This is a genomic window from Variovorax sp. V35 (assembly GCF_041154465.1).
GTDB lineage: Bacteria > Pseudomonadota > Gammaproteobacteria > Burkholderiales > Burkholderiaceae_C > Variovorax > Variovorax boronicumulans.
Map to the genome: position 1 here is coordinate 1775902 of NZ_AP028666.1, position 17178 is coordinate 1793079.

The following is a 17178-nucleotide window of genomic DNA, read 5'->3' on the forward strand; positions in this document are numbered from 1 at the left end:
TGATAACAATCAGGGACCGGCATGCTGCGGCTTCCAAAGCTGCGGCACAACGACGAAAGTAACAGATGATCAAAATTGGAATTGTGGACGACCACGCCATCGTGCGATCGGGCCTCCGGCAGTTCTTCTCCGAGCACGTGGACCTGCGCGTGGCGGGCGAGGCAGCGAGCGGCCGTGAAGCCATCGAGCTGGTACGCACCACCGAACTGGACGTGCTGGTGATGGATCTCTCCATGCCGGGACAAAGCGGTATCGATGCCCTCGCCATGATCCGCGCCAAGGCGCCGGACGTGGGCATCCTGATCCTCAGCGGCTACCCCGAGGAGCACTACGCGATGAACCTGATCCGTCAGGGCGCCAGCGGCTACCTCAACAAGGAGTGCGATCCGATCGAGATCGTGAACGCCATTCGCACCATTTCGCTGGGCCGGCGCTACATCACGCCCGCCGTGGCCGAACTGCTGGCCCGCCAGCTCGACCGCAAGGACGACGCCGCGCCGCACGAGCAGCTCTCGGAGCGCGAGTTCCAGGTGTTCCTGAAGCTGGCCAAGGGCGAGACCGCCGGCGACATCGCCAAGACGCTGTCGCTGTCGGTGAAGACGGTGAGCACCTACCGCACGCGGCTGATGGAGAAGATGAACCTGTCCTCCAACAGCGACCTGACCTACTACGCGCTGAAGAACAAGCTCATCGATTGACAAGCGCCTAGGCATCGCCGGGCGCGGACCGCAGCGCGGCGGCCTGGCGGATGCAGAACTCGACCAGTGCGTCGATCTCGTTCGACTTGTCGAACACCGCGTCGACCCCGAACTCGGCGCAGCGGCGCCGGATGTCGGGCGTCGCATAGTTGCTGAGCACCACCACCTTCTGGCCGGGCTTGCGCGACTGGCAGGCCTGCAGGATGCCCAGGCCACTTCCCTGCTTGAGAAAGAGATCGACGATGGCCAGGTGCCACTCGTCGGCATGGGCGTGCAGCCAGTCGCGCGCGTGCTGCTCGGTTTCGGCAAAGCCCACGACCGTGGTGCAGGTGAGCTCTTCCAGAGTGCCGATGAGGTTTTCACGGATCGTGGGGTTGTCTTCGACAACGTAGGTCTGCAATCTGGAATCCATGCCGAACCGCGCTTCCTCTGAGGTGGGCAGGTGCTCGTGTCCAAGCGCCCTGCGGAGGAGAGAGCCTGCCCATGGACATTGAGGCTTTCCCGCAGCGGATCATGCAGGGTTCAAGGGCCGCGCGTTGTAGGCGGGTTCTGACGCATGTGCAGGCGGCTGTCTCCACGCCGCCTCGCGCCCGCCCGTAGGCCAAGCCGCACGGGGTCTGCGGCCCGCCGCCGACCCGGTTCGGGCGCGCATCCGGGTAAGAATCGACCATGGCAACCCAATCCCTTCGCACCCGGCCGCGCTGGCAGAAGCTGCTGGCGGCCTTCGTGTTGCTGGTCGCCGTCCTGCTGACCGCGTTCGCGCTCCTCGTGGCCTTCTTTCCGTGGGACACGCTGCGCGAGCCGCTCAACCGCTTCGTGAGCGAGAAGACCGGGCGCAAGTTCGAGATCACCCGCCGGCTCGACGTGGACCTGGGCTGGAAAGCCGCCACCATCCACTTCGACGGCATCGAATTCGCCAACCCCGACTGGGCGCGCGACCCCTACCTGGTGAAGGCCGAGCGCGCGAGCTTCGAGATCCGCCTGTGGCCGCTGATCGACAAGCGGGTGGTCATTCCGAGCCTGGCGCTGACCGCGCCCACCGTCGGCCTGCAGATGGAATCCGATGGGCGCCGCACCTGGGCCTTCGGCAAGGACACCTCCGACACCGGCACCGTGCCCACCATCGGCCTGATCCAGGTCGACAAGGGCGCCGTCGACTTTCTGGCCCAGCACCTGGGCGTCGACGTGCACGCCGATCTGGACTACGACAGCACCCGCGGCGAGCTGCCGCTGCACTACCGAATCAAGGGCCGCTACAAGGGCCAGCCGCTCACGGCCGACGGGCGCACCGGCAACGTGCTGCAGATCAACGCCGCGGGCGCGCCGCCGTTCCCGCTCGAGATCAATGCCGCCGCCGGCCAGACCCGGCTCAAGGCCAATGGCACGGTGGCCCAGCTCGCGGGCTTCGACGGCATCGACGCCACCTTCCAGATCAAGGGCCAGACGCTGAGTGCGCTGTACCCGCTGCTGGGCATCGTGCTGCCGCAGACCCCGCCCTATGCGCTGAGCGGCGGCCTGCGCAAGCGCGGCAAGCTCTGGGAGGCGGCGGGGCTCAATGGCCGGCTGGGCCTGTCGGACATCGGCGGCGACATGGCCTTCGACCAGGCCGGCAAGGTGCCGCGCCTGTCGGGCACGCTGCGCTCGCGCGTGATGGACATGGACGACCTCGGCCCGCTGATCGGCCTGCCGCCCACGGCGCGTTCCGCCAACGCGGTGGAAGGCGTGGCGCCGGTCGCCTCAGCCCAGCCCAAGCGCCCACCCGGCGGCAAGGTGCTGCCGACCAACCCCTTCGACTTCGGGCGGCTGCACGCCATGAACGCCGACGTGAGCTACACCGCCGAAACCATCCGCAACGTGCGCCAGGTGCCGCTGGACCGCGGCAGCGTCAAGATCCGGCTGACCGACGGCGTGCTGTCGCTCGACCCGCTGGACCTGGGCGTGGCCAACGGCAAGCTCGTGGGCGCGATCCGCATCGACGCCACGAAGACGCCGGCCGACATCCGCGCCTCGCTCGACGTGCGCGGCCTGCGGCTCGCCCGGCTCATTCCCAAGCTCGAGAACTCGGGCAACAGCGTCGGCCGGCTCGACGGGCGCATCAACCTGTCGGGCGCCGGCAATTCGGTGGCCAGCTGGCTCGGCGGCGCGTCGGGCGACATGGCGGTGCTGTCGGGGCGCGGCCAGTTCGGCAACCTGATGCCCGTGTTCGCGACGCTGGTGGGCGGCGACATCCTGAAGTTCCTGCTGCGCGGCGACCGCGACGTCGAGCTGCGCTGCGCCGCGCTGGCCTTCGACGTGAACAAGGGCGTGATGAACGGGCGCACGCTGGTGCTGGACACCACCAACGCCGTCTTCACCGCCACCGGCCAGGCCAACCTCGCGACCGAGACGCTGGACTTCGTGATCCGCCCCGAGCCCAAGAGCGCCAGCTTCCTGTCGCTGCGCACGCCGCTGGTCGTGAGCGGCACCTTCGGCGCGCCCAAGGGCGGCGTCGAGATCGGGCCGCTGGCCGGCCGCGGTCTGGCGGCGCTGGCGCTGGGCGCCATCAACCCGCTGCTGGCACTGGCCGCGACCATCGAGACCGGCCCCGGCGAGAACGCCGACTGCACGGGCGTGCTGGCGCTGGCGAACCGGCCCACGGCCGGGGCCGCCGCGCGCGGTGCGGCGCGGGCCAAGGGGGCTCGCCAGCCTTGAGAAAGAACTTGAGAAAGAAGAGGGCGGGCGCTCAGGCGCCGGCCTGGGGCCGCTGCGCGCAGACGCTGCAGTGCGGATCGCGCGAGACGCGCAGCGTGTCGAAGCCCGTGCTGCGCCCGTCGAACATCAGCAGCTTGCCCGCCAGCGACGGGCCGATGCCGGCCAGCAGCTTGAGCGCCTCGCTGGCCTGCAGCGTGCCGATGGTGCCGACCACCGGGCCGAACACGCCGAGCACCGCGCAGCGCGTTTCCTCGAAGCTGGCCTCGGGCGGGAACAGGCAGGCGTAGCAGGGGCAGGCGGCGTCGCGCGTGTCGTACACGCTCAGCTGGCCGTCGAAACGGATCGCCGCGCCCGCCACCAGCGGCTTGGCGTGCGCCACGCAGGCGCGGTTCACGGCCTGCCGGGTGGCGAAGTTGTCGCAGCAATCGACCACCACGTCGGCCTCAGCCACGAGCCGCGACAGCAGCGCCTCGTCGGCGCGCACGGCGTGGGTCTCGATGGCGATGTCGGGGTTGATGTCGCGCATGGCCTGCGCGGCCGATGCGACCTTCGGCTGGCCGACCCGCGCCTGCGTGTGGACGACCTGCCGCTGCAGGTTGGTGAGATCGACCTCGTCGTCGTCGACCAGCACGATGTGGCCGACTCCCGCTGCCGCGAGGTACAGGGCCACCGGCGAGCCCAGCCCGCCGGCGCCGATGACGAGCACCCGCCCGGCACTGACGCGCGCCTGGCCGTCGATGCCGAATTCTTCGAGAAGGATGTGCCGCGAATAGCGCAGCAGGTCGTGATCGTCCATGCGCGCCTGCCTGGGCCTGTGCGGGGGAGGGGAAAACGCCGGTGGCGCGAACCGCACGGTGCGTGCGGCCCGCTCGCCGGGATCAGTTTTCCTTCTTCTCGTCCTTGTTGTCGACGATGACCTGCGTCTTGCTGACGAGCACCGGCTGGCCCTTCAGGCGGTTGAGCGCCTGCACCAGCGGGAAGTCCTTGTCGGTGCCGAACTCGGGCACCTTGCGGTCCTGCGGCGGCTTCTTGGCTTCTTCCTCGAGGCGCTTGCGGGCTTCGTCGCGGGCCTTTTCACGCTCGGGGTCCTTCACCTCGGGGCCCTGGCCGCTGGCCAGGTGCTTCTCGAGGTCGGCCTCGCGCATGCGCAGGGCGGCGAAGGGGCTGCCCTCGGCGCTTTCGTCGACCAGCACGTTGGGCACGATGCCCTTGGCCTGGATCGAGGTGCCGCTGGGCGTGTAGTAGCGCGCGGTGGTGATCTTCAGGCCCGTGTCGGGGCCGAGCGGGCGCACGGTCTGCACCGAGCCCTTGCCGAAGGTCTGGCTACCCATGATGGTGGCGCGCTTGTGGTCCTGCAGCGCGCCAGCCACGATCTCGCTGGCCGAGGCCGAGCCTTCGTTCACCAGCACCACCAGCGGCACGTTCTTGAGCGCTGCCGGCAGGTTGCGCAGCGGGTCGCTGCCCGAACGGCGCTGGTAGTACTCGGGCGCCGCCTTGTAGATCGACTTGCTTTCGGCCAGCTGGCCGTCGGTGGTGACCACCGTGACGTTCTCGGGCAGGAAGGCCGCCGACACCGCCACCGCCGCGTCGAGCAGGCCGCCCGGGTCGTTGCGCAGGTCGAGCACCAGGCCCTTGAGGTTCGGGTCTTCCTTGTAGAGCTCCTCGATCTTCTTGACGAAGTCGTCGACCGTGCGCTCCTGGAACTGCGACAGGCGGATCCAGCCGTAGCCCGGCTCGATCATCTTGCCGCGCACCGACTGGGTACGGATTTCCTCGCGCGTGATCGTGACCGGGAAGGTGCGGCTCTCGTCCTTGCGGAAGATGGTCAGCAGCACCTTGGTGTTGGCCTCGCCGCGCATGCGCTTGACGGCTTCGTTCAGCGACAGGCCGCGCACGGCGGTGTCGTCGATCTTGGTGATCAGGTCGTTCGGCTTCAAGCCGGCACGGAAGGCCGGCGAGCCCTCGATGGGGGAGACGACCTTGATGAGGCCGTCTTCCTGCGAGATTTCGATGCCCACGCCGACGAAGCGGCCCGTGGTGCCCTCGCGGAATTCCTTGAACGACTTCTTGTCGAAGTACTGCGAGTGCGGATCGAGCCCGGCGACCATGCCCGAGATGGCGTCCGAGATGAGTTTCTTCTCGTCGACCGCCTCGACATAGTCGCTCTTGACCATCCCGAAGACGGCCGCGAGCTGCTGCAACTCCTCGAGCGGGAGCGGCGCGAGCGAACCCCGCGCGACCGTCTGCAGCGAGACGGTGGTCAGGACGCCAGCAACGGCGCCGGCGGCGACCCAGCCGGTGATCTTCAGTTTCTGGCCCATCATGAGTGAAATGTCCTGTATGTCGACGGCTGTCGAACCAATATACACAGCTTGGAAGCAAATTGCCTGCCGGGGTTCCACGGAGGAACCGGCAGGCGGGGTTTTCTTCTTTTGCTTACGTCTTCAGCCCTTGCCCTGCGAAGCCACCGCGGCGGCGGCCTTTTCGGCGGCCGCGGCATCGCCCAGGTAGTAGTGGCGCAGGGGCTTGAGGTCGTCGTCCAGCTCGTACACGAGCGGGATGCCGTTCGGGATGTTCAGGCCGACGATGGCGTCGTCCGAGATGCCGTCCAGGTACTTCACCAGCGCGCGGATCGAATTGCCGTGTGCGGCCACGACCAGGCGGCGGCCGGTGCGGATGGCCGGGGCCATCGACTCGTTCCAGAACGGCAGCACGCGCGCCACCGTGTCCTTCAGGCATTCGGTCAGCGGGATCTGCTCGGGCGCCAGCTTGGCGTAGCGCACGTCGGAGCGCTCGCTGCGCGGGTCGTCGGCTTCCAGCGGCGGCGGCGGGGTGCTGTAGCTGCGGCGCCAGACCAGCACCTGCTCGTCGCCGTACTTCTTGGCCGTTTCGGCCTTGTTCAGGCCCTGCAGGCCGCCGTAGTGGCGTTCGTTCAGGCGCCAGGAGTGCACCACGGGCAGCCAGGTGCGGTCGAGTTCGTCGAGCGTGTGCCAGAGGGTGCGGGTGGCGCGCTTGAGCACGCTGGTGTAGGCCACGTCGAAGTCGTAGCCCTCGGCCTTGAGCAGCCGGCCGGCCTGCTTGGCCTGCTCGACGCCGGTTTCGGTCAGGTCGACGTCGGTCCAGCCGGTGAAGCGGTTTTCGAGGTTCCAGGTCGATTCGCCGTGGCGGATCAGTACCAGTTTGTGCATGTCGGAGGCCTTTGGCAGCGCGTGGGAAAACCAGCATTCTAAAATCCCGGGTTTGCCATCCAAGGAACCCCCGTGAAATTGATCGAATTCGTCACCGCGAACTGGATGCTGATCCTGATGGCGCTCACCTCGGGCGGCATGCTGGCCTGGCCGATGCTCCGGGGTGCGGGCGGCGGCACGCTCACGGCCCAGGGCGCCGTGCAGCTCATCAACCGCGAACGCGCGGTGCTGGTCGACGTGCGCGAACCCGAAGAATTCGCGACCGGCCACATGATCGGCGCCAAGAACGTGCCCCTGAACCTGCTGGACGAGAAGCTGGCCAGCACGGTCAAGAACAAGAACGTGCCGCTGCTGCTGGTGTGCGCCACCGGCGCCCGCGCCCAGCGCGCCGTGGCCACGGCCAAGAAGCTCGGCTACGAGCAGGCCCAAGCCGTCGCTGGCGGGCTCAAGGCCTGGAAAGAGGCTAACCTGCCGGTTGAAAAAGCCTGATTGTTCCCAAGGTAGAGCGCATGCAAGCCGTCAAGATGTACACCACCGCCGTCTGCCCGTACTGCACGCGTGCAAAGCAGATCCTCAAGGCCAAGGGCGTCGAGCAGATCGAAGAGATCCGCATCGACACCGACCCGCAAGCCCGCACCACCATGATGGAGATCACCCAGCGCCGCACGGTGCCGCAGATCTTCATCGGCGACACCCACGTGGGCGGCTGCGACGACCTCATGGCCCTGGACAGCCGCGGCGGCCTGGTCCCGCTGCTGCAAGGCGCCTGAAGCTCCGCGCGGCCGGGCGTCACGAAAGTGCGCGGGCCGTCGGGCGATAATCGTTTGTTCCCTCATCTGCAGCCCGCTGCGGGACCCTCTCCCCGGCGGGCATTGTTTTGATCCTCGAAAGTTCAGCCATGGCCGACCAGCAAGCCCAAGATCCCGTGTTCCAGATCCAGCGCGTCTACCTCAAGGACCTGTCGCTCGAACAACCCAACTCGCCCGCGATCCTGCTGGAGCAGACGCAGCCCACCGTCGACATCCAGCTCGGCGTGGACGCCCAGCCCGTGGCCGACGGCATCTTCGAGATCACCGTGTCGGCCACCGTGCAGACCAAGATCGAAGACCGCACCGTGTTCCTGGTCGAAGCCAAGCAAGCCGGCATCTTCGAGATCCGCAACCTGCCGGAAGACCAGATGGGCCCGATCCTGGGCATCGCCTGCCCGCAGATCGTCTACCCGTACCTGCGCGGCAACGTGGCCGACGTGATCCAGCGCGGCGGCTTCCCGCCCGTGCACCTGGCCGAAATCAACTTCCAGGCCATGTACGAGCAGCAGCAAGCCCAGGCCGCCGGCCAGGCTGCCCCCACCCTGGCCCAGTAAACCGGCCGCACGACGCCGCCAGCGCACGATGAAGATCTGCGTTCATGGCGCCGGTGCCTGGGGCACGGCCGTCGCAGTCAACGCGGCGGCCCGCCACGAGGTCACCCTCTGGGCGCGCGACGCCGCCCAGGCCGACGCCATGTCGGCCGCGCGTGAAAACACCCGCTACCTTCCCGGGCTGGCCCTGCCGGCCTCGCTGGCCGTGCGCGCGGGCGACATCGCCCAGGCGCAGGCCGGGGCCGACCTCGTCATCGTCGCCACGCCCATGGCCGCCCTGCGCGACCAACTGATCGCCCTGCGCGGCACCAGCGCCCAGGTGGCGTGGCTGTGCAAGGGCGTCGAGCCCGCGCTCGATGCCTCTCCTACCGCCTACGGCCTGCTCGCCCACGAGATCTGGGCCCAGGTCGCCCCTGAATTGAAGGCGGGCGTGCTCAGCGGCCCCAGCTTTGCGCAGGAGGTCGCCGAAGGGCGCCCGACCGCGCTGGTGGCCGCCAGCCCGCACGCCGGCGTGCGCGATGCGCTGGTCGAGGCCTTCCACGGCCCGGCCCTGCGCGTGTACGCCAACGACGACATCGTCGGCGTCGAAGTCGGCGGCGCCGTGAAGAACGTGCTCGCCATCGCCACCGGGCTGTGCGACGGCCTCGCGCTCGGGCTCAACGCCCGCGCGGCGCTGATCACCCGCGGCCTGGCTGAAATGACCCGCTTCGGCCTGGCGCTCGGCGCCCGCGCCGACACCTTCATGGGCCTGTCGGGCCTGGGCGACCTCGTGCTGACCGCCACCGGCGACCTGTCGCGCAACCGCAAGGTCGGGCTGCTGCTGGCCCAGGGCCGCACGCTGGCGCAGGCCGTCGATTCGCTGGGCCACGTGGCCGAGGGCGTGTACTGCGCCCGCACCGTGGTGCAGCGCGCGCGCGGGCTGGGCATCGAGATGCCCATCGCCGAAGGCGTGGTCGCGCTGCTCGACGGCCAGGTGAGCCCGCGCGACGCCGTCGCGGCGCTGACCGGGCGCGACCCGGTGCCCGAGTCGGTGCAGCCGCCCGCCGGCCCGGCCTCGCGCCATTCCTCCTGAAGAAGATTAGAGATTCCAGAGACATGAGCCCTCGCTTTGATTTCTCGGCGTCGGCCGTCGCCGCGCTGGCCGAGTCCGACGTCGCCCGCGCCCTGCAGGAAGACGTCGCCGACGGCGACCTGACCGCCTCGCTGGTCGACGCCTCCCGCACCGCCCATGCCCGCGTGCTCGCGCGCGAAACCGCCGTGGTGTGCGGCGCGCCCTGGGTCGAGGCCACCGTGCGGCGGCTCGATCCGCAGGCGCGCATCACCTGGCTGTGCGGCGAGGGCCAGCGCTGCGCCGCCGACCAGCCCGTGCTCGAAATCGAAGGTGGCGCCCGCGCGCTGCTGACGGCCGAGCGCACCGCGCTCAACTTCCTGCAGCTGCTGAGCGCCGTCGCCACCAAGACCGCGCTGTACGCCGACGCTGTGAAGGGCACCCGTGCCCGCATCGTCGACACCCGCAAGACCCTGCCGGGCCTGCGCCTGGCGCAGAAGTACGCGGTGCGCACGGGAGGCGGGCTGAACCACCGCATCGGTTTGTACGACGCGGTGCTCATCAAGGAAAACCACATCGCCGCGGCCGGTGGCGTGGCCGCCGCCCTGCGCGCGGTGGCACCCGTGGCCGCGCAGGCCGCCTTTGTCGAGGTCGAGGTCGAGACCCTGGCCCAGCTGCAGGAAGCGCTGGACGCCGGCGCCCGCATGGTGCTGCTCGACAACATGGACCTGCCCACGCTGCGCGAGGCCGTGCGCCTGAACGACGCCGTGGGCGAGAGCCGCAAGGCCGTGCTCGAGATCTCGGGCGGCGTCACGCTCGACGGCCTGCGCGCCCTGGCCGAGACCGGTGTCGACCGGATCTCGATCGGCGCGTTGACCAAGGACGTGAAGGCCATCGACTACTCGATGCGCTTCCTGACCCACTGAACCGCCATGACGACCGCTTCCGTCATCGATGTCGACTACGAACAGCCCGCGCAAGGCGCGGTCTGCGACACGCGCCACGCCTGGGCCCGCGTGCCCCCCGAGCCTTCGCCCGACGAGCGCGTCGCGCTGAAGGAGCGCATCCGCCGCCTGCTGCGCGAGCGCAACGCGGTGATGGTGTCGCACTTCTACGTGCACCCTGACCTGCAAGATCTGGCCGAGGAAACCGGCGGCATCGTGAGCGATTCGCTCGAGATGGCGCGCTTCGGCCGCGACCACGCCGCCACCACGCTGGTGGTGTCGGGCGTGCGCTTCATGGGCGAGACCTCGAAGATCCTCTCGCCCGAAAAGCGCGTGCTGATGCCCGACCTGGACGCCAACTGCTCGCTCGACCTGGGCTGCCCGGTCGACGCCTTCAGCGCCTTCTGCGACGAGCATCCCGACCGCACCGTGGTGGTCTACGCCAACACCAGCGCGGCCGTGAAGGCGCGCGCCGACTGGCTCGTCACCTCCAGCTGTGCGCTCGACGTGGTGAACGCGCTGCACGCGGCCGGCCAGAAGATTCTCTGGGGGCCCGACCGCCACCTGGGCGACTACATCCGCCGCCAGACCGGCGCCGACATGGTCAGCTGGAACGGCGCCTGCATCGTGCACGACGAATTCAAGGCGCTCGAACTCGAGCTGCTCATGAAGGAGCACCCGAAGGCCAAGGTGCTGGTGCACCCCGAGTCGCCCTCGGACGTGATCGCGCTGGCGCATGCGGTGGGCTCCACCTCGGCGATCCTGAACGCGGCGCAGCGCTTCGACGCGACCGAGTTCATCGTCGCGACCGACACCGGCATGCTGCACAAGCTGCGCACGCTGAACCCCGGCAAGACCTTCATCGAAGCGCCCACGGCGGGCAACGGCGGCACCTGCAAGAGCTGCGCGCACTGCCCGTGGATGGCGATGAACGGGCTGGTCGAACTGGCGAACGCGCTGGAAACCGGCGCGGGTGAGATCCACGTCGATCCGGCACTGGGCGTGCGCGCGCGCGTGCCGATCGACCGCATGCTGGCGTTCACCGCCGGGCTGAAGAACGGCCAGGCGCCGGGCAGCCTGGTGGCCGGCATCGGCGCCGCCTGACCGGCGGCTAGAAGTCCACCGTACAGCTGTCGCCCAGCGCCTCGCGCCACACGCGCACGCGCGCCAGCGACGGCCGCAGGTCGGGCAGTGCGTCGGCGATGAACACGCACAGGTTCTCCAGCGTCGGCGGATGCAGCCCCGGCACGTCGTCCAGCAGGTGGTGGTCGAGCTGCTCGCGCACGTCTTCGAGCCGGCGGCGCAGCAGGCCCAGGTCGATCACCATGCCCGTCACCGGGTCGCGCTCGCCTGCCAGCCACACCTCCGCGTGGTACGTGTGGCCGTGAATACGGCGGCTGCCTTCGACCTCGATCTCGCGTTTGAGCGTGTGGGCGGCGTCGAAGAAGAAGCGTTGGCTGATGGTGAAGCGCATTGTCAAAAAAAGAAACTCGAAACTGAAAGGGGCTGCCGCGTCAGCGGATGCCCGTGATCTTGTGGGTCTGCACGCTCAGGCGCCACACCGGCTGCTTCATGCATTCGGCGATGCACAGCTCGGTGTTGGCGAGCCGGTCGGGCCCGTCCATCGGCTGCAGGAAGCGGTGCGTGAATTCGCCCGTGCGTGCCATCGCATCGAGGTCGATGCCGGCCTGCGGCCACACCAGCTTCAGCTCCTGGCCACGCTGCTGCACCCACGGCGCGCCGGCCTTGGGGCTGATGCACAGCCAGTCGATGCCCGCGGGTGCGACGACCGTGCCGTTGCTCTCGACCGCGATGCGGAAGTGCCGCGCGTGCAGCGCGTCGACCAGCGCCGCATCGACCTGCAGCAGCGGCTCGCCGCCCGTGAGCACGACCAGCCGGTGCGCGGTGTCGCCGGCGGGCCATTGCGCGGCGATGGTGTCGGCGAGCTGGTCGGCGCTCTTGAACTTGCCGCCCAGCGTGCCGTCGGTGCCGACGAAATCGGTGTCGCAGAAACGGCAGACGGCCGTGTCGCGGTCTTCCTCGCGGCCGGTCCAGAGGTTGCAGCCGGCGAAGCGGCAGAACACGGCCGGCATGCCGGCCTGTCCGCCTTCGCCCTGCAGCGTGTAGAAGATTTCCTTGACGCTGTAGGTCATGTCGCGAGCGGGGTGTCGATTTCGAGGTTGTCGATGAGCCGCGTGCTGCCCAGCCGCGCGGCGGCCAGGGCCACGAGCGCATCGCCGGGTTGTGGCGCCTGCAGGTCGGCGCGGCGGCGCAGCACCACGTAGTCGGGCTGCCAGCCCCGCTGCGCGAGCGATTGCATGGCGCGCGCCTCGAGGGCGGCCACGTCGCGCTCGCCGGCGCGCACGGCCTCGGCCATGGCCCGCAGCGCCTTCGACAGCTGCACGGCCTCGGCGCGCTCGGTGGCGCTCAGGTAGCCGTTGCGCGACGAAAGCGCCAGGCCGTCGTCGGCGCGGAAGGTCTCGCCGCCCACGATCTCGATCGGCAGCGCGAACTGCCGCACCATGTGGCGGATCATCATGAGCTGCTGGTAGTCCTTCTTGCCGAACACGGCCACGCGCGGCTGCACGCACTGGAACAGCTTCATCACCACCGTGCACACGCCGATGAAGAAGCCGGGGCGGAAGTGCCCTTCGAGCAGATCGGCCAGCGCCGGGTCGGGGTGCACCTTGCAGGTCTGGGGCTCGGGGTAGAGCGCTTTCTCGTCGGGCGCGAACAGCACGTCGCAGCCGGCGGCGCGCAGCTTCTCGCAGTCGCTGTCCCAGGTGCGCGGGTAGGTGTCGAAGTCTTCGTGCGGCAGGAACTGCAGGCGGTTCACGAAGATGCTCGCCACGGTGGCGTCGCCCAGCGGCTTGGCCTGGCGCACGAGCGCGAGGTGGCCCTCGTGCAGGTTGCCCATGGTGGGCACGAAGGCGGGGCGCTGGCTGGAAGACAGGTGCTGGCGTAGTTCGTCGATGGTCTTGGCGATGTACATGGTCGGTGTCCTTCTGTGCTTACCAGGCGTGGAGGCGGTCGTCGGGGAAGCTGCCGTTCTTCACGGCCTGCACGTAGGCCTGCAGCGCGGGCAGCACGCCCGGCGCGTCGGCCATGAAGTTGCGCACGAACTTCGGCATCTTCCCGAGGTTGATGCCCAGCATGTCGTGCAGCACGAGCACCTGGCCCGCGGTGGCCTTGCCGGCGCCGATGCCGATGGTGGCGCAGTGTTTCAGCTCCGTGGTGAGTTCGGCGGCCAGCGCGGCCGGCACCATCTCCAGCACCAGCATGGCGGCGCCCGCGTCCTGCAGCGCGTGGGCCTGCTGCTTGAGCAGCGCGCCGGCGGTATCGCCCTTGCCCTGCACGCGGTAGCCGCCGAGCGCATGCACGGTCTGCGGCGTCAGGCCCAGGTGGGCGCACACGGGAATGCCGCGCTCGACCAGGAAGCGCACCGTTTCGGTGGTCCAGCCGCCGCCTTCGAGCTTGACCATGTGCGCGCCGGCCTGCATCAGCACGGTGGCGCTGGCCAGGGCCTGCTCGCGCGATTCTTGATAACTGCCGAAGGGCAGGTCGGCGATGAGCCAGGTCGTGCCCTGCACGCGGCGCAGGCCGCGCGAGACGCTGTCGGTGTGATAGCGCATGGCCTCCAGGCTCACACCCACGGTGCTGTTCAGGCCTTGGCAGACCATGCCCAGCGAGTCGCCGACCAGCAGGCAGTCGATGCCGGCCGCGTCGGCCATGGCCGCGAAGGTGGCGTCGTAGGCAGTGAGCATGGCGATCTTCTCGCCGCGCGCATGCATGTCCGCCAGCCGCGGCAGGCTCACGGGCTTGCGCTGCGCCAGGGGCGAGGCGGGCGGCAGCGTGCCGTAGGGCGTGGCGGCCGGGGCTTCGGACGAAGAGGTGGGTGGGGTAGGGGTGTTCGACATGGTTGGCTTTCTCCCTGCGGGCGTCGGTGGCCGGGCATCCTGAGGGTGATCGAAAGGTGACGAAGGGTGGGCTCAGTCGACCGGCGGCACCAGCACGGTGGGTGCGGTGGGCTCGGCCAGCGAAGGGTAATCGCGACTGAAATGCAGGCCACGGCTCTCGTGGCGGGCCTGCGCGGAACGCACGATCAGCTCGGCCACCTGCACCAGGTTGCGCAGTTCGAGCAGGTCGCGCGTGACGTGGAAGTTCGCGTAGAACTCCTGGATCTCGGCCTGCAGCAGCGCGATGCGATGGCTCGCGCGCTCCAGGCGCTTGTTGGTGCGCACGATGCCGACGTAGTCCCACATGAAGCGGCGCAGCTCGTCCCAGTTGTGGGAGATGACCACGGCTTCGTCGGCGTCGGTGACGCGGCTTTCGTCCCAGGCGGGCAGCGCGGCGCGTTCGCGCGACGGCGCCTGCGCAATGGCGTCGGCCGCGGCACGCGCGAACACCATGCACTCGACCAGCGAGTTGCTGGCCAGCCGGTTGGCGCCGTGCAGGCCGGTGCAGGCGGTTTCGCCGATGGCATACAGGCCCGGGATGTCGGTGCGCCCGGCCAGGTCGCTGAGCACGCCGCCGCAGGTGTAGTGCGCGGCGGGCACGACGGGAATCGGCTCGCGCGTGATGTCGATGCCCAGCTCCAGGCAGCGCGCCAGGATGTTGGGGAAGTGTTCCTTCAGGAACGCGGGCGGCTGGTGCGAGATGTCGAGGTATACGCAGTCGAGGCCGTGCTTCTTCATCTCGAAGTCGATGGCGCGGGCCACCACGTCGCGCGGCGCCAGTTCGGCGCGTTCATCATGCTTTGGCATGAAGCGCGTGCCGTCGGGCAACTTGAGCAGCCCGCCTTCGCCGCGCACCGCCTCGCTGATCAGGAACGACTTGGCGTGCGGGTGGTACAGGCAGGTCGGGTGAAACTGGATGAACTCCAGGTTCGACACCCGGCAGCCCGCGCGCCAGGCGGCGGCAATGCCGTCGCCGGTGGCGGTGTCGGGGTTGGTGGTGTACAGGTACACCTTGCCCGCGCCGCCGGTCGCCAGGATGGTGTGCGGCGCGCGGAAGGCCAGCACCTCGTCGGTCTCGTCGTCCAGCGCGTACAGGCCCTGGCAGGACGGGTCGGCCAGCCCGAGCTTGGTGCCGGTGACCAGGTCGACCAGCGTGTGGTGCTCGAACAGCGTGATGTTGGGCGTGCGGCGCACGCGCTCGATGAGCACCTGCTGCACGGCCGCGCCGGTGGCGTCGGTCACGTGCACGATGCGGCGCTGGCTGTGGCCGCCTTCGCGCGTCAGGTGCAGGTCGCCGCTTTCTTCCGAGAAGGGCACGCCCAGTTCGCGCAGCCAGCCGATGGCCTGCGGCGCGCCCTCGACCACGAAGCGCGTGGCCTCGGGGTCGCACAAGCCGGCGCCGGCCACGAGCGTGTCTTCCACGTGGGCGTCGAAGCTGTCGCCCGCCGCCAGCACGGCCGCGATGCCGCCCTGCGCCCAGGCGCTGGAGCCGTCGTTCAGCGCGCGCTTGGTGAGCACGGCCACGCGGTGCGTGGGGGCCAGGTGCAGCGCGGCGGAGAGGCCTGCAAGGCCGCTGCCGACAATGAGGACGTCGAAGTCGCGAACGGCGGAAGTCACAGGCGTGGGAACCGGTTGGGTCAGGCCGGCGAGTAGGCCAGTCGGACGTAGATGGGGGCGAAGGCTTCGGCCTGCGTGATGTCGATCAGCGTTTCTTTCGCGAGCTCGAGCATCGCGATGAAGGTGACGATCAGCACCGGCACGCCGCGCGAGACGTCGAAGAGCTTTTCGAACTCGACGAAGCGCTGGCCCTGCAGGTGGCGCAGCACGATGCTCATGTGCTCGCGCACGTTGAGCTCTTCGCGCGAGATCTTGTGGTGTTGCACGAGCTTGGCGCGCTTCATGATGTCGGCCCAGGCGTCGCGCAGCTCGACCACGTCGACGTCGGGAAAGCGCGGCTTGATCGACTGCTCGATGTAGACCTGGGCCTTCCAGAAGTCGCGCCCGTAGGTCGGCAGCGCGCTGATGGCGGCGGCCTGCAGCTTGGTCTGCTCGTACTCCATGAGCCGGCGAACCAGCTCGGCGCGCGGGTCTTCGGCCTCTTCGCCGTCGGCCACCTTCTTGGGCGGCAACAGCATGCGCGACTTGATCTCGATCAGCATCGCGGCCATCAGCAGGTACTCGGCCGCGAGTTCGAGGTTCGTCTGGCGGATCTCGTCGACGTAGCTCAGGTACTGCCGCGTCAGGCCCGCCATCGGGATGTCGAGGATGTTGAAGTTCTGCTTGCGGATCAGGTACAGCAACAGATCCAGCGGGCCCTCGAAGGCCTCCAGGAAGACCTGCAGCGCCTCGGGCGGGATGTACAGGTCCTTCGGCATCGCGAACAGCGGCTCGCCGTAGAGCCGGGCCAGGGCGACCTGGTCGACGACCTCGGGCATGCTGGCCACGATCGTGCCGTTGTCCTCGTCTGCGCTCATGAGGCGGTTGCTATCAACTTAATAGCTGTGCGCGCAGGCTGGGCGGCGGGATGCCGGGTGGGCACCATTCACTTGGGTTGGGTCTGGTAGACGTACGGCTGCATCGGCACGCGCGCTTCGCTGTACTCCTCGAGCAGGCTGCGGTCGAGGTGCTTGTCCCACAGCAGGGCGCGGCCGGCGCGCTGTTCGGCCTCGAGCGTCGGCTTCTTTTGCTTCATCTCCTCGATGAAGTTCGTGATCTCGGAGGTGTAGTGGGGGCGGCGGAAGATGGACATAGACTGGACCTTTATCGCTCGAATTTTACCGGGGACGGCATGCAACGATTTCAGAAGGGCCGGATCGGCCTCGTGGCAGGACTGCTGGCGGCGCTGATCGGGCTCGCGGGCTGCGATCCGCAGCGCATCAGCGAACTCGAAGAAGGCGTCTCGACCGAGGCCGACGTGCGCGCGCGTTTCGGCGAACCCGAGAACGTCTGGGACGTGCCCAACGGCCGCGTGCTGGAGTTCAACCGCCAGCCGCAGGGCCAGAAGAACTACATGATCACCATCGGCGCCGACGGCAAGATGAGCGCGCTGCGCCAGGTGCTCACGCCCGAGAACTTCGCCAAGGTGCAGCCCGGCATGATGATGGAAGACCTGCGCAAGCTGCTGGGCAAGCCGGCCAAGGTCACGCCCTATGCGCTCAAGCGCGAGACCGAATGGGAATGGCGCTGGGTGCAGCCACCGAATTCGTCGATGGTCTTCACCGCCACGCTGAACGACGACCAGCGCGTGGTGCGCAGCGGGTCGTCGCCCGACCGGGGCACCGAGGCGCCCTGAG

20 protein-coding genes are annotated in these 17178 nt (G+C 69.0%); 9 read left to right on the plus strand and 11 right to left on the minus strand.

From position 1 onward, the window contains the following. Nucleotides 1-65: 65 nt before the first annotated feature. Nucleotides 66-698 carry a response regulator transcription factor gene (locus ACAM42_RS08180; RefSeq protein WP_007837167.1) on the plus strand — a complete coding sequence of 211 codons (633 nt, stop codon included), beginning with the start codon at nt 66-68 and terminating at the stop codon, nt 696-698. A gap of 7 nt (nt 699-705) precedes the next feature. Here ACAM42_RS08180 and ACAM42_RS08185 read toward each other — a convergent pair whose 3' ends face one another. Then, the gene (locus ACAM42_RS08185; RefSeq protein WP_369631689.1) at nt 706-1110 is read right to left on the minus strand and encodes a response regulator; all 405 of its coding nucleotides are present in this window, start codon (nt 1108-1110) and stop codon (nt 706-708) included. 257 nt (nt 1111-1367) lie between these two features. Here ACAM42_RS08185 and ACAM42_RS08190 point away from each other — a divergent pair, with 257 nt between their 5' ends. After that, a complete protein-coding gene (locus tag ACAM42_RS08190) occupies nt 1368-3389 on the plus strand; it encodes an AsmA family protein (RefSeq protein ID WP_369631690.1) in 2022 nt (673 codons plus the stop codon). Between the two features lie 31 nt (nt 3390-3420). On the opposite strand, the gene ACAM42_RS08195 is transcribed toward ACAM42_RS08190, so the two are convergent. The 3 genes from ACAM42_RS08195 to gpmA form a co-directional block, all read right to left on the minus strand. Beyond that, complete coding sequence (locus tag ACAM42_RS08195) at nt 3421-4185, minus strand: ThiF family adenylyltransferase (RefSeq protein WP_369631691.1); 765 nt, start codon at nt 4183-4185, stop codon at nt 3421-3423. 82 nt (nt 4186-4267) lie between these two features. Beyond that, on the minus strand, nt 4268-5710 hold the full coding sequence (locus ACAM42_RS08200; protein WP_062477129.1) for a S41 family peptidase: 1443 nt from the start codon (nt 5708-5710) through the stop codon (nt 4268-4270). A gap of 123 nt (nt 5711-5833) precedes the next feature. Continuing rightward, on the minus strand, nt 5834-6577 hold the full coding sequence (gene gpmA, locus ACAM42_RS08205; protein ID WP_369631692.1) for a 2,3-diphosphoglycerate-dependent phosphoglycerate mutase: 744 nt from the start codon (nt 6575-6577) through the stop codon (nt 5834-5836). An 81-nt stretch (nt 6578-6658) separates the two neighbouring features. On the opposite strand from gpmA, the gene ACAM42_RS08210 reads away from it, so the two are divergent. The 6 genes from ACAM42_RS08210 (at nt 6659) to nadA (ending at nt 11033) form a co-directional block, all read left to right on the plus strand. After that, the gene (locus ACAM42_RS08210; RefSeq protein ID WP_062477132.1) at nt 6659-7066 is read left to right on the plus strand and encodes a rhodanese-like domain-containing protein; all 408 of its coding nucleotides are present in this window, start codon (nt 6659-6661) and stop codon (nt 7064-7066) included. Between the two features lie 20 nt (nt 7067-7086). Continuing rightward, the gene (gene grxC, locus ACAM42_RS08215; protein ID WP_062477087.1) at nt 7087-7347 is read left to right on the plus strand and encodes a glutaredoxin 3; all 261 of its coding nucleotides are present in this window, start codon (nt 7087-7089) and stop codon (nt 7345-7347) included. A gap of 128 nt (nt 7348-7475) precedes the next feature. Then, nucleotides 7476-7940 (plus strand): protein-export chaperone SecB, encoded by a 465-nt coding sequence (gene secB / locus ACAM42_RS08220; RefSeq protein ID WP_056578332.1) that lies wholly within the window; start codon nt 7476-7478, stop codon nt 7938-7940. 28 nt (nt 7941-7968) lie between these two features. After that, nucleotides 7969-9009, plus strand: coding sequence for an NAD(P)H-dependent glycerol-3-phosphate dehydrogenase (locus ACAM42_RS08225; protein WP_369631693.1), 1041 nt, complete (start codon nt 7969-7971; stop codon nt 9007-9009). Between the two features lie 23 nt (nt 9010-9032). Further along, nucleotides 9033-9911: a carboxylating nicotinate-nucleotide diphosphorylase gene (gene nadC, locus ACAM42_RS08230; RefSeq protein WP_095743937.1), complete on the plus strand. Its 879-nt coding sequence runs from the start codon at nt 9033-9035 to the stop codon at nt 9909-9911. A gap of 6 nt (nt 9912-9917) precedes the next feature. Further along, a complete protein-coding gene (gene nadA, locus ACAM42_RS08235; RefSeq protein WP_369631694.1) occupies nt 9918-11033 on the plus strand; it encodes a quinolinate synthase NadA in 1116 nt (371 codons plus the stop codon). 7 nt (nt 11034-11040) lie between these two features. Here nadA and ACAM42_RS08240 read toward each other — a convergent pair whose 3' ends face one another. From ACAM42_RS08240 to ACAM42_RS08270, 7 genes are all read right to left on the minus strand, one after another. Next, a complete protein-coding gene (locus tag ACAM42_RS08240) occupies nt 11041-11403 on the minus strand; it encodes a 6-carboxytetrahydropterin synthase (protein WP_369631695.1) in 363 nt (120 codons plus the stop codon). Nucleotides 11404-11443: 40 nt separating this feature from the next. Beyond that, a complete protein-coding gene (gene queE, locus ACAM42_RS08245; RefSeq protein ID WP_369631696.1) occupies nt 11444-12082 on the minus strand; it encodes a 7-carboxy-7-deazaguanine synthase in 639 nt (212 codons plus the stop codon). Beyond that, on the minus strand, nt 12079-12921 hold the full coding sequence (gene panC, locus ACAM42_RS08250) for a pantoate--beta-alanine ligase (RefSeq protein ID WP_095949347.1): 843 nt from the start codon (nt 12919-12921) through the stop codon (nt 12079-12081). Before panC ends, queE begins: the two co-directional genes overlap by 4 nt. Before the next feature lie 19 nt (nt 12922-12940). Beyond that, complete coding sequence (gene panB, locus ACAM42_RS08255; protein WP_307584091.1) at nt 12941-13846, minus strand: 3-methyl-2-oxobutanoate hydroxymethyltransferase; 906 nt, start codon at nt 13844-13846, stop codon at nt 12941-12943. A 72-nt stretch (nt 13847-13918) separates the two neighbouring features. Continuing rightward, nucleotides 13919-15502: an L-aspartate oxidase gene (gene nadB / locus ACAM42_RS08260; RefSeq protein WP_369631697.1), complete on the minus strand. Its 1584-nt coding sequence runs from the start codon at nt 15500-15502 to the stop codon at nt 13919-13921. 20 nt (nt 15503-15522) lie between these two features. Continuing rightward, complete coding sequence (locus ACAM42_RS08265; protein ID WP_056578351.1) at nt 15523-16359, minus strand: ScpA family protein; 837 nt, start codon at nt 16357-16359, stop codon at nt 15523-15525. A 68-nt stretch (nt 16360-16427) separates the two neighbouring features. Further along, entirely contained in the window at nt 16428-16634 is a 207-nt protein-coding gene (locus tag ACAM42_RS08270; RefSeq protein ID WP_062477114.1) for a DUF3460 family protein, read from the minus strand. Between the two features lie 39 nt (nt 16635-16673). Here ACAM42_RS08270 and ACAM42_RS08275 point away from each other — a divergent pair, with 39 nt between their 5' ends. Continuing rightward, on the plus strand, nt 16674-17177 hold the full coding sequence (locus ACAM42_RS08275; protein ID WP_062477116.1) for a hypothetical protein: 504 nt from the start codon (nt 16674-16676) through the stop codon (nt 17175-17177). Nucleotide 17178 lies beyond the last annotated feature (1 nt).

What these genes read in the sequence shown, in the direction of transcription:
- ACAM42_RS08180 (WP_007837167.1), top strand. Translation starts at nt 66, where the DNA reads ATGATCAAAATTGGAATTGTGGACGACCACGCCATCGTGCGATCGGGC.
- ACAM42_RS08185 (WP_369631689.1), bottom strand. Translation starts at nt 1,110, where the DNA reads ATGGATTCCAGATTGCAGACCTACGTTGTCGAAGACAACCCCACGATC.
- ACAM42_RS08190 (WP_369631690.1), top strand. Translation starts at nt 1,368, where the DNA reads ATGGCAACCCAATCCCTTCGCACCCGGCCGCGCTGGCAGAAGCTGCTG.
- ACAM42_RS08195 (WP_369631691.1), bottom strand. Translation starts at nt 4,185, where the DNA reads ATGGACGATCACGACCTGCTGCGCTATTCGCGGCACATCCTTCTCGAA.
- ACAM42_RS08200 (WP_062477129.1), bottom strand. Translation starts at nt 5,710, where the DNA reads ATGGGCCAGAAACTGAAGATCACCGGCTGGGTCGCCGCCGGCGCCGTT.
- gpmA (WP_369631692.1), bottom strand. Translation starts at nt 6,577, where the DNA reads ATGCACAAACTGGTACTGATCCGCCACGGCGAATCGACCTGGAACCTC.
- grxC (WP_062477087.1), top strand. Translation starts at nt 7,087, where the DNA reads ATGCAAGCCGTCAAGATGTACACCACCGCCGTCTGCCCGTACTGCACG.
- secB (WP_056578332.1), top strand. Translation starts at nt 7,476, where the DNA reads ATGGCCGACCAGCAAGCCCAAGATCCCGTGTTCCAGATCCAGCGCGTC.
- ACAM42_RS08225 (WP_369631693.1), top strand. Translation starts at nt 7,969, where the DNA reads ATGAAGATCTGCGTTCATGGCGCCGGTGCCTGGGGCACGGCCGTCGCA.
- nadC (WP_095743937.1), top strand. Translation starts at nt 9,033, where the DNA reads ATGAGCCCTCGCTTTGATTTCTCGGCGTCGGCCGTCGCCGCGCTGGCC.
- nadA (WP_369631694.1), top strand. Translation starts at nt 9,918, where the DNA reads ATGACGACCGCTTCCGTCATCGATGTCGACTACGAACAGCCCGCGCAA.
- ACAM42_RS08240 (WP_369631695.1), bottom strand. Translation starts at nt 11,403, where the DNA reads ATGCGCTTCACCATCAGCCAACGCTTCTTCTTCGACGCCGCCCACACG.
- queE (WP_369631696.1), bottom strand. Translation starts at nt 12,082, where the DNA reads ATGACCTACAGCGTCAAGGAAATCTTCTACACGCTGCAGGGCGAAGGC.
- panC (WP_095949347.1), bottom strand. Translation starts at nt 12,921, where the DNA reads ATGTACATCGCCAAGACCATCGACGAACTACGCCAGCACCTGTCTTCC.
- panB (WP_307584091.1), bottom strand. Translation starts at nt 13,846, where the DNA reads ATGTCGAACACCCCTACCCCACCCACCTCTTCGTCCGAAGCCCCGGCC.
- ACAM42_RS08265 (WP_056578351.1), bottom strand. Translation starts at nt 16,359, where the DNA reads ATGAGCGCAGACGAGGACAACGGCACGATCGTGGCCAGCATGCCCGAG.
- ACAM42_RS08270 (WP_062477114.1), bottom strand. Translation starts at nt 16,634, where the DNA reads ATGTCCATCTTCCGCCGCCCCCACTACACCTCCGAGATCACGAACTTC.
- ACAM42_RS08275 (WP_062477116.1), top strand. Translation starts at nt 16,674, where the DNA reads ATGCAACGATTTCAGAAGGGCCGGATCGGCCTCGTGGCAGGACTGCTG.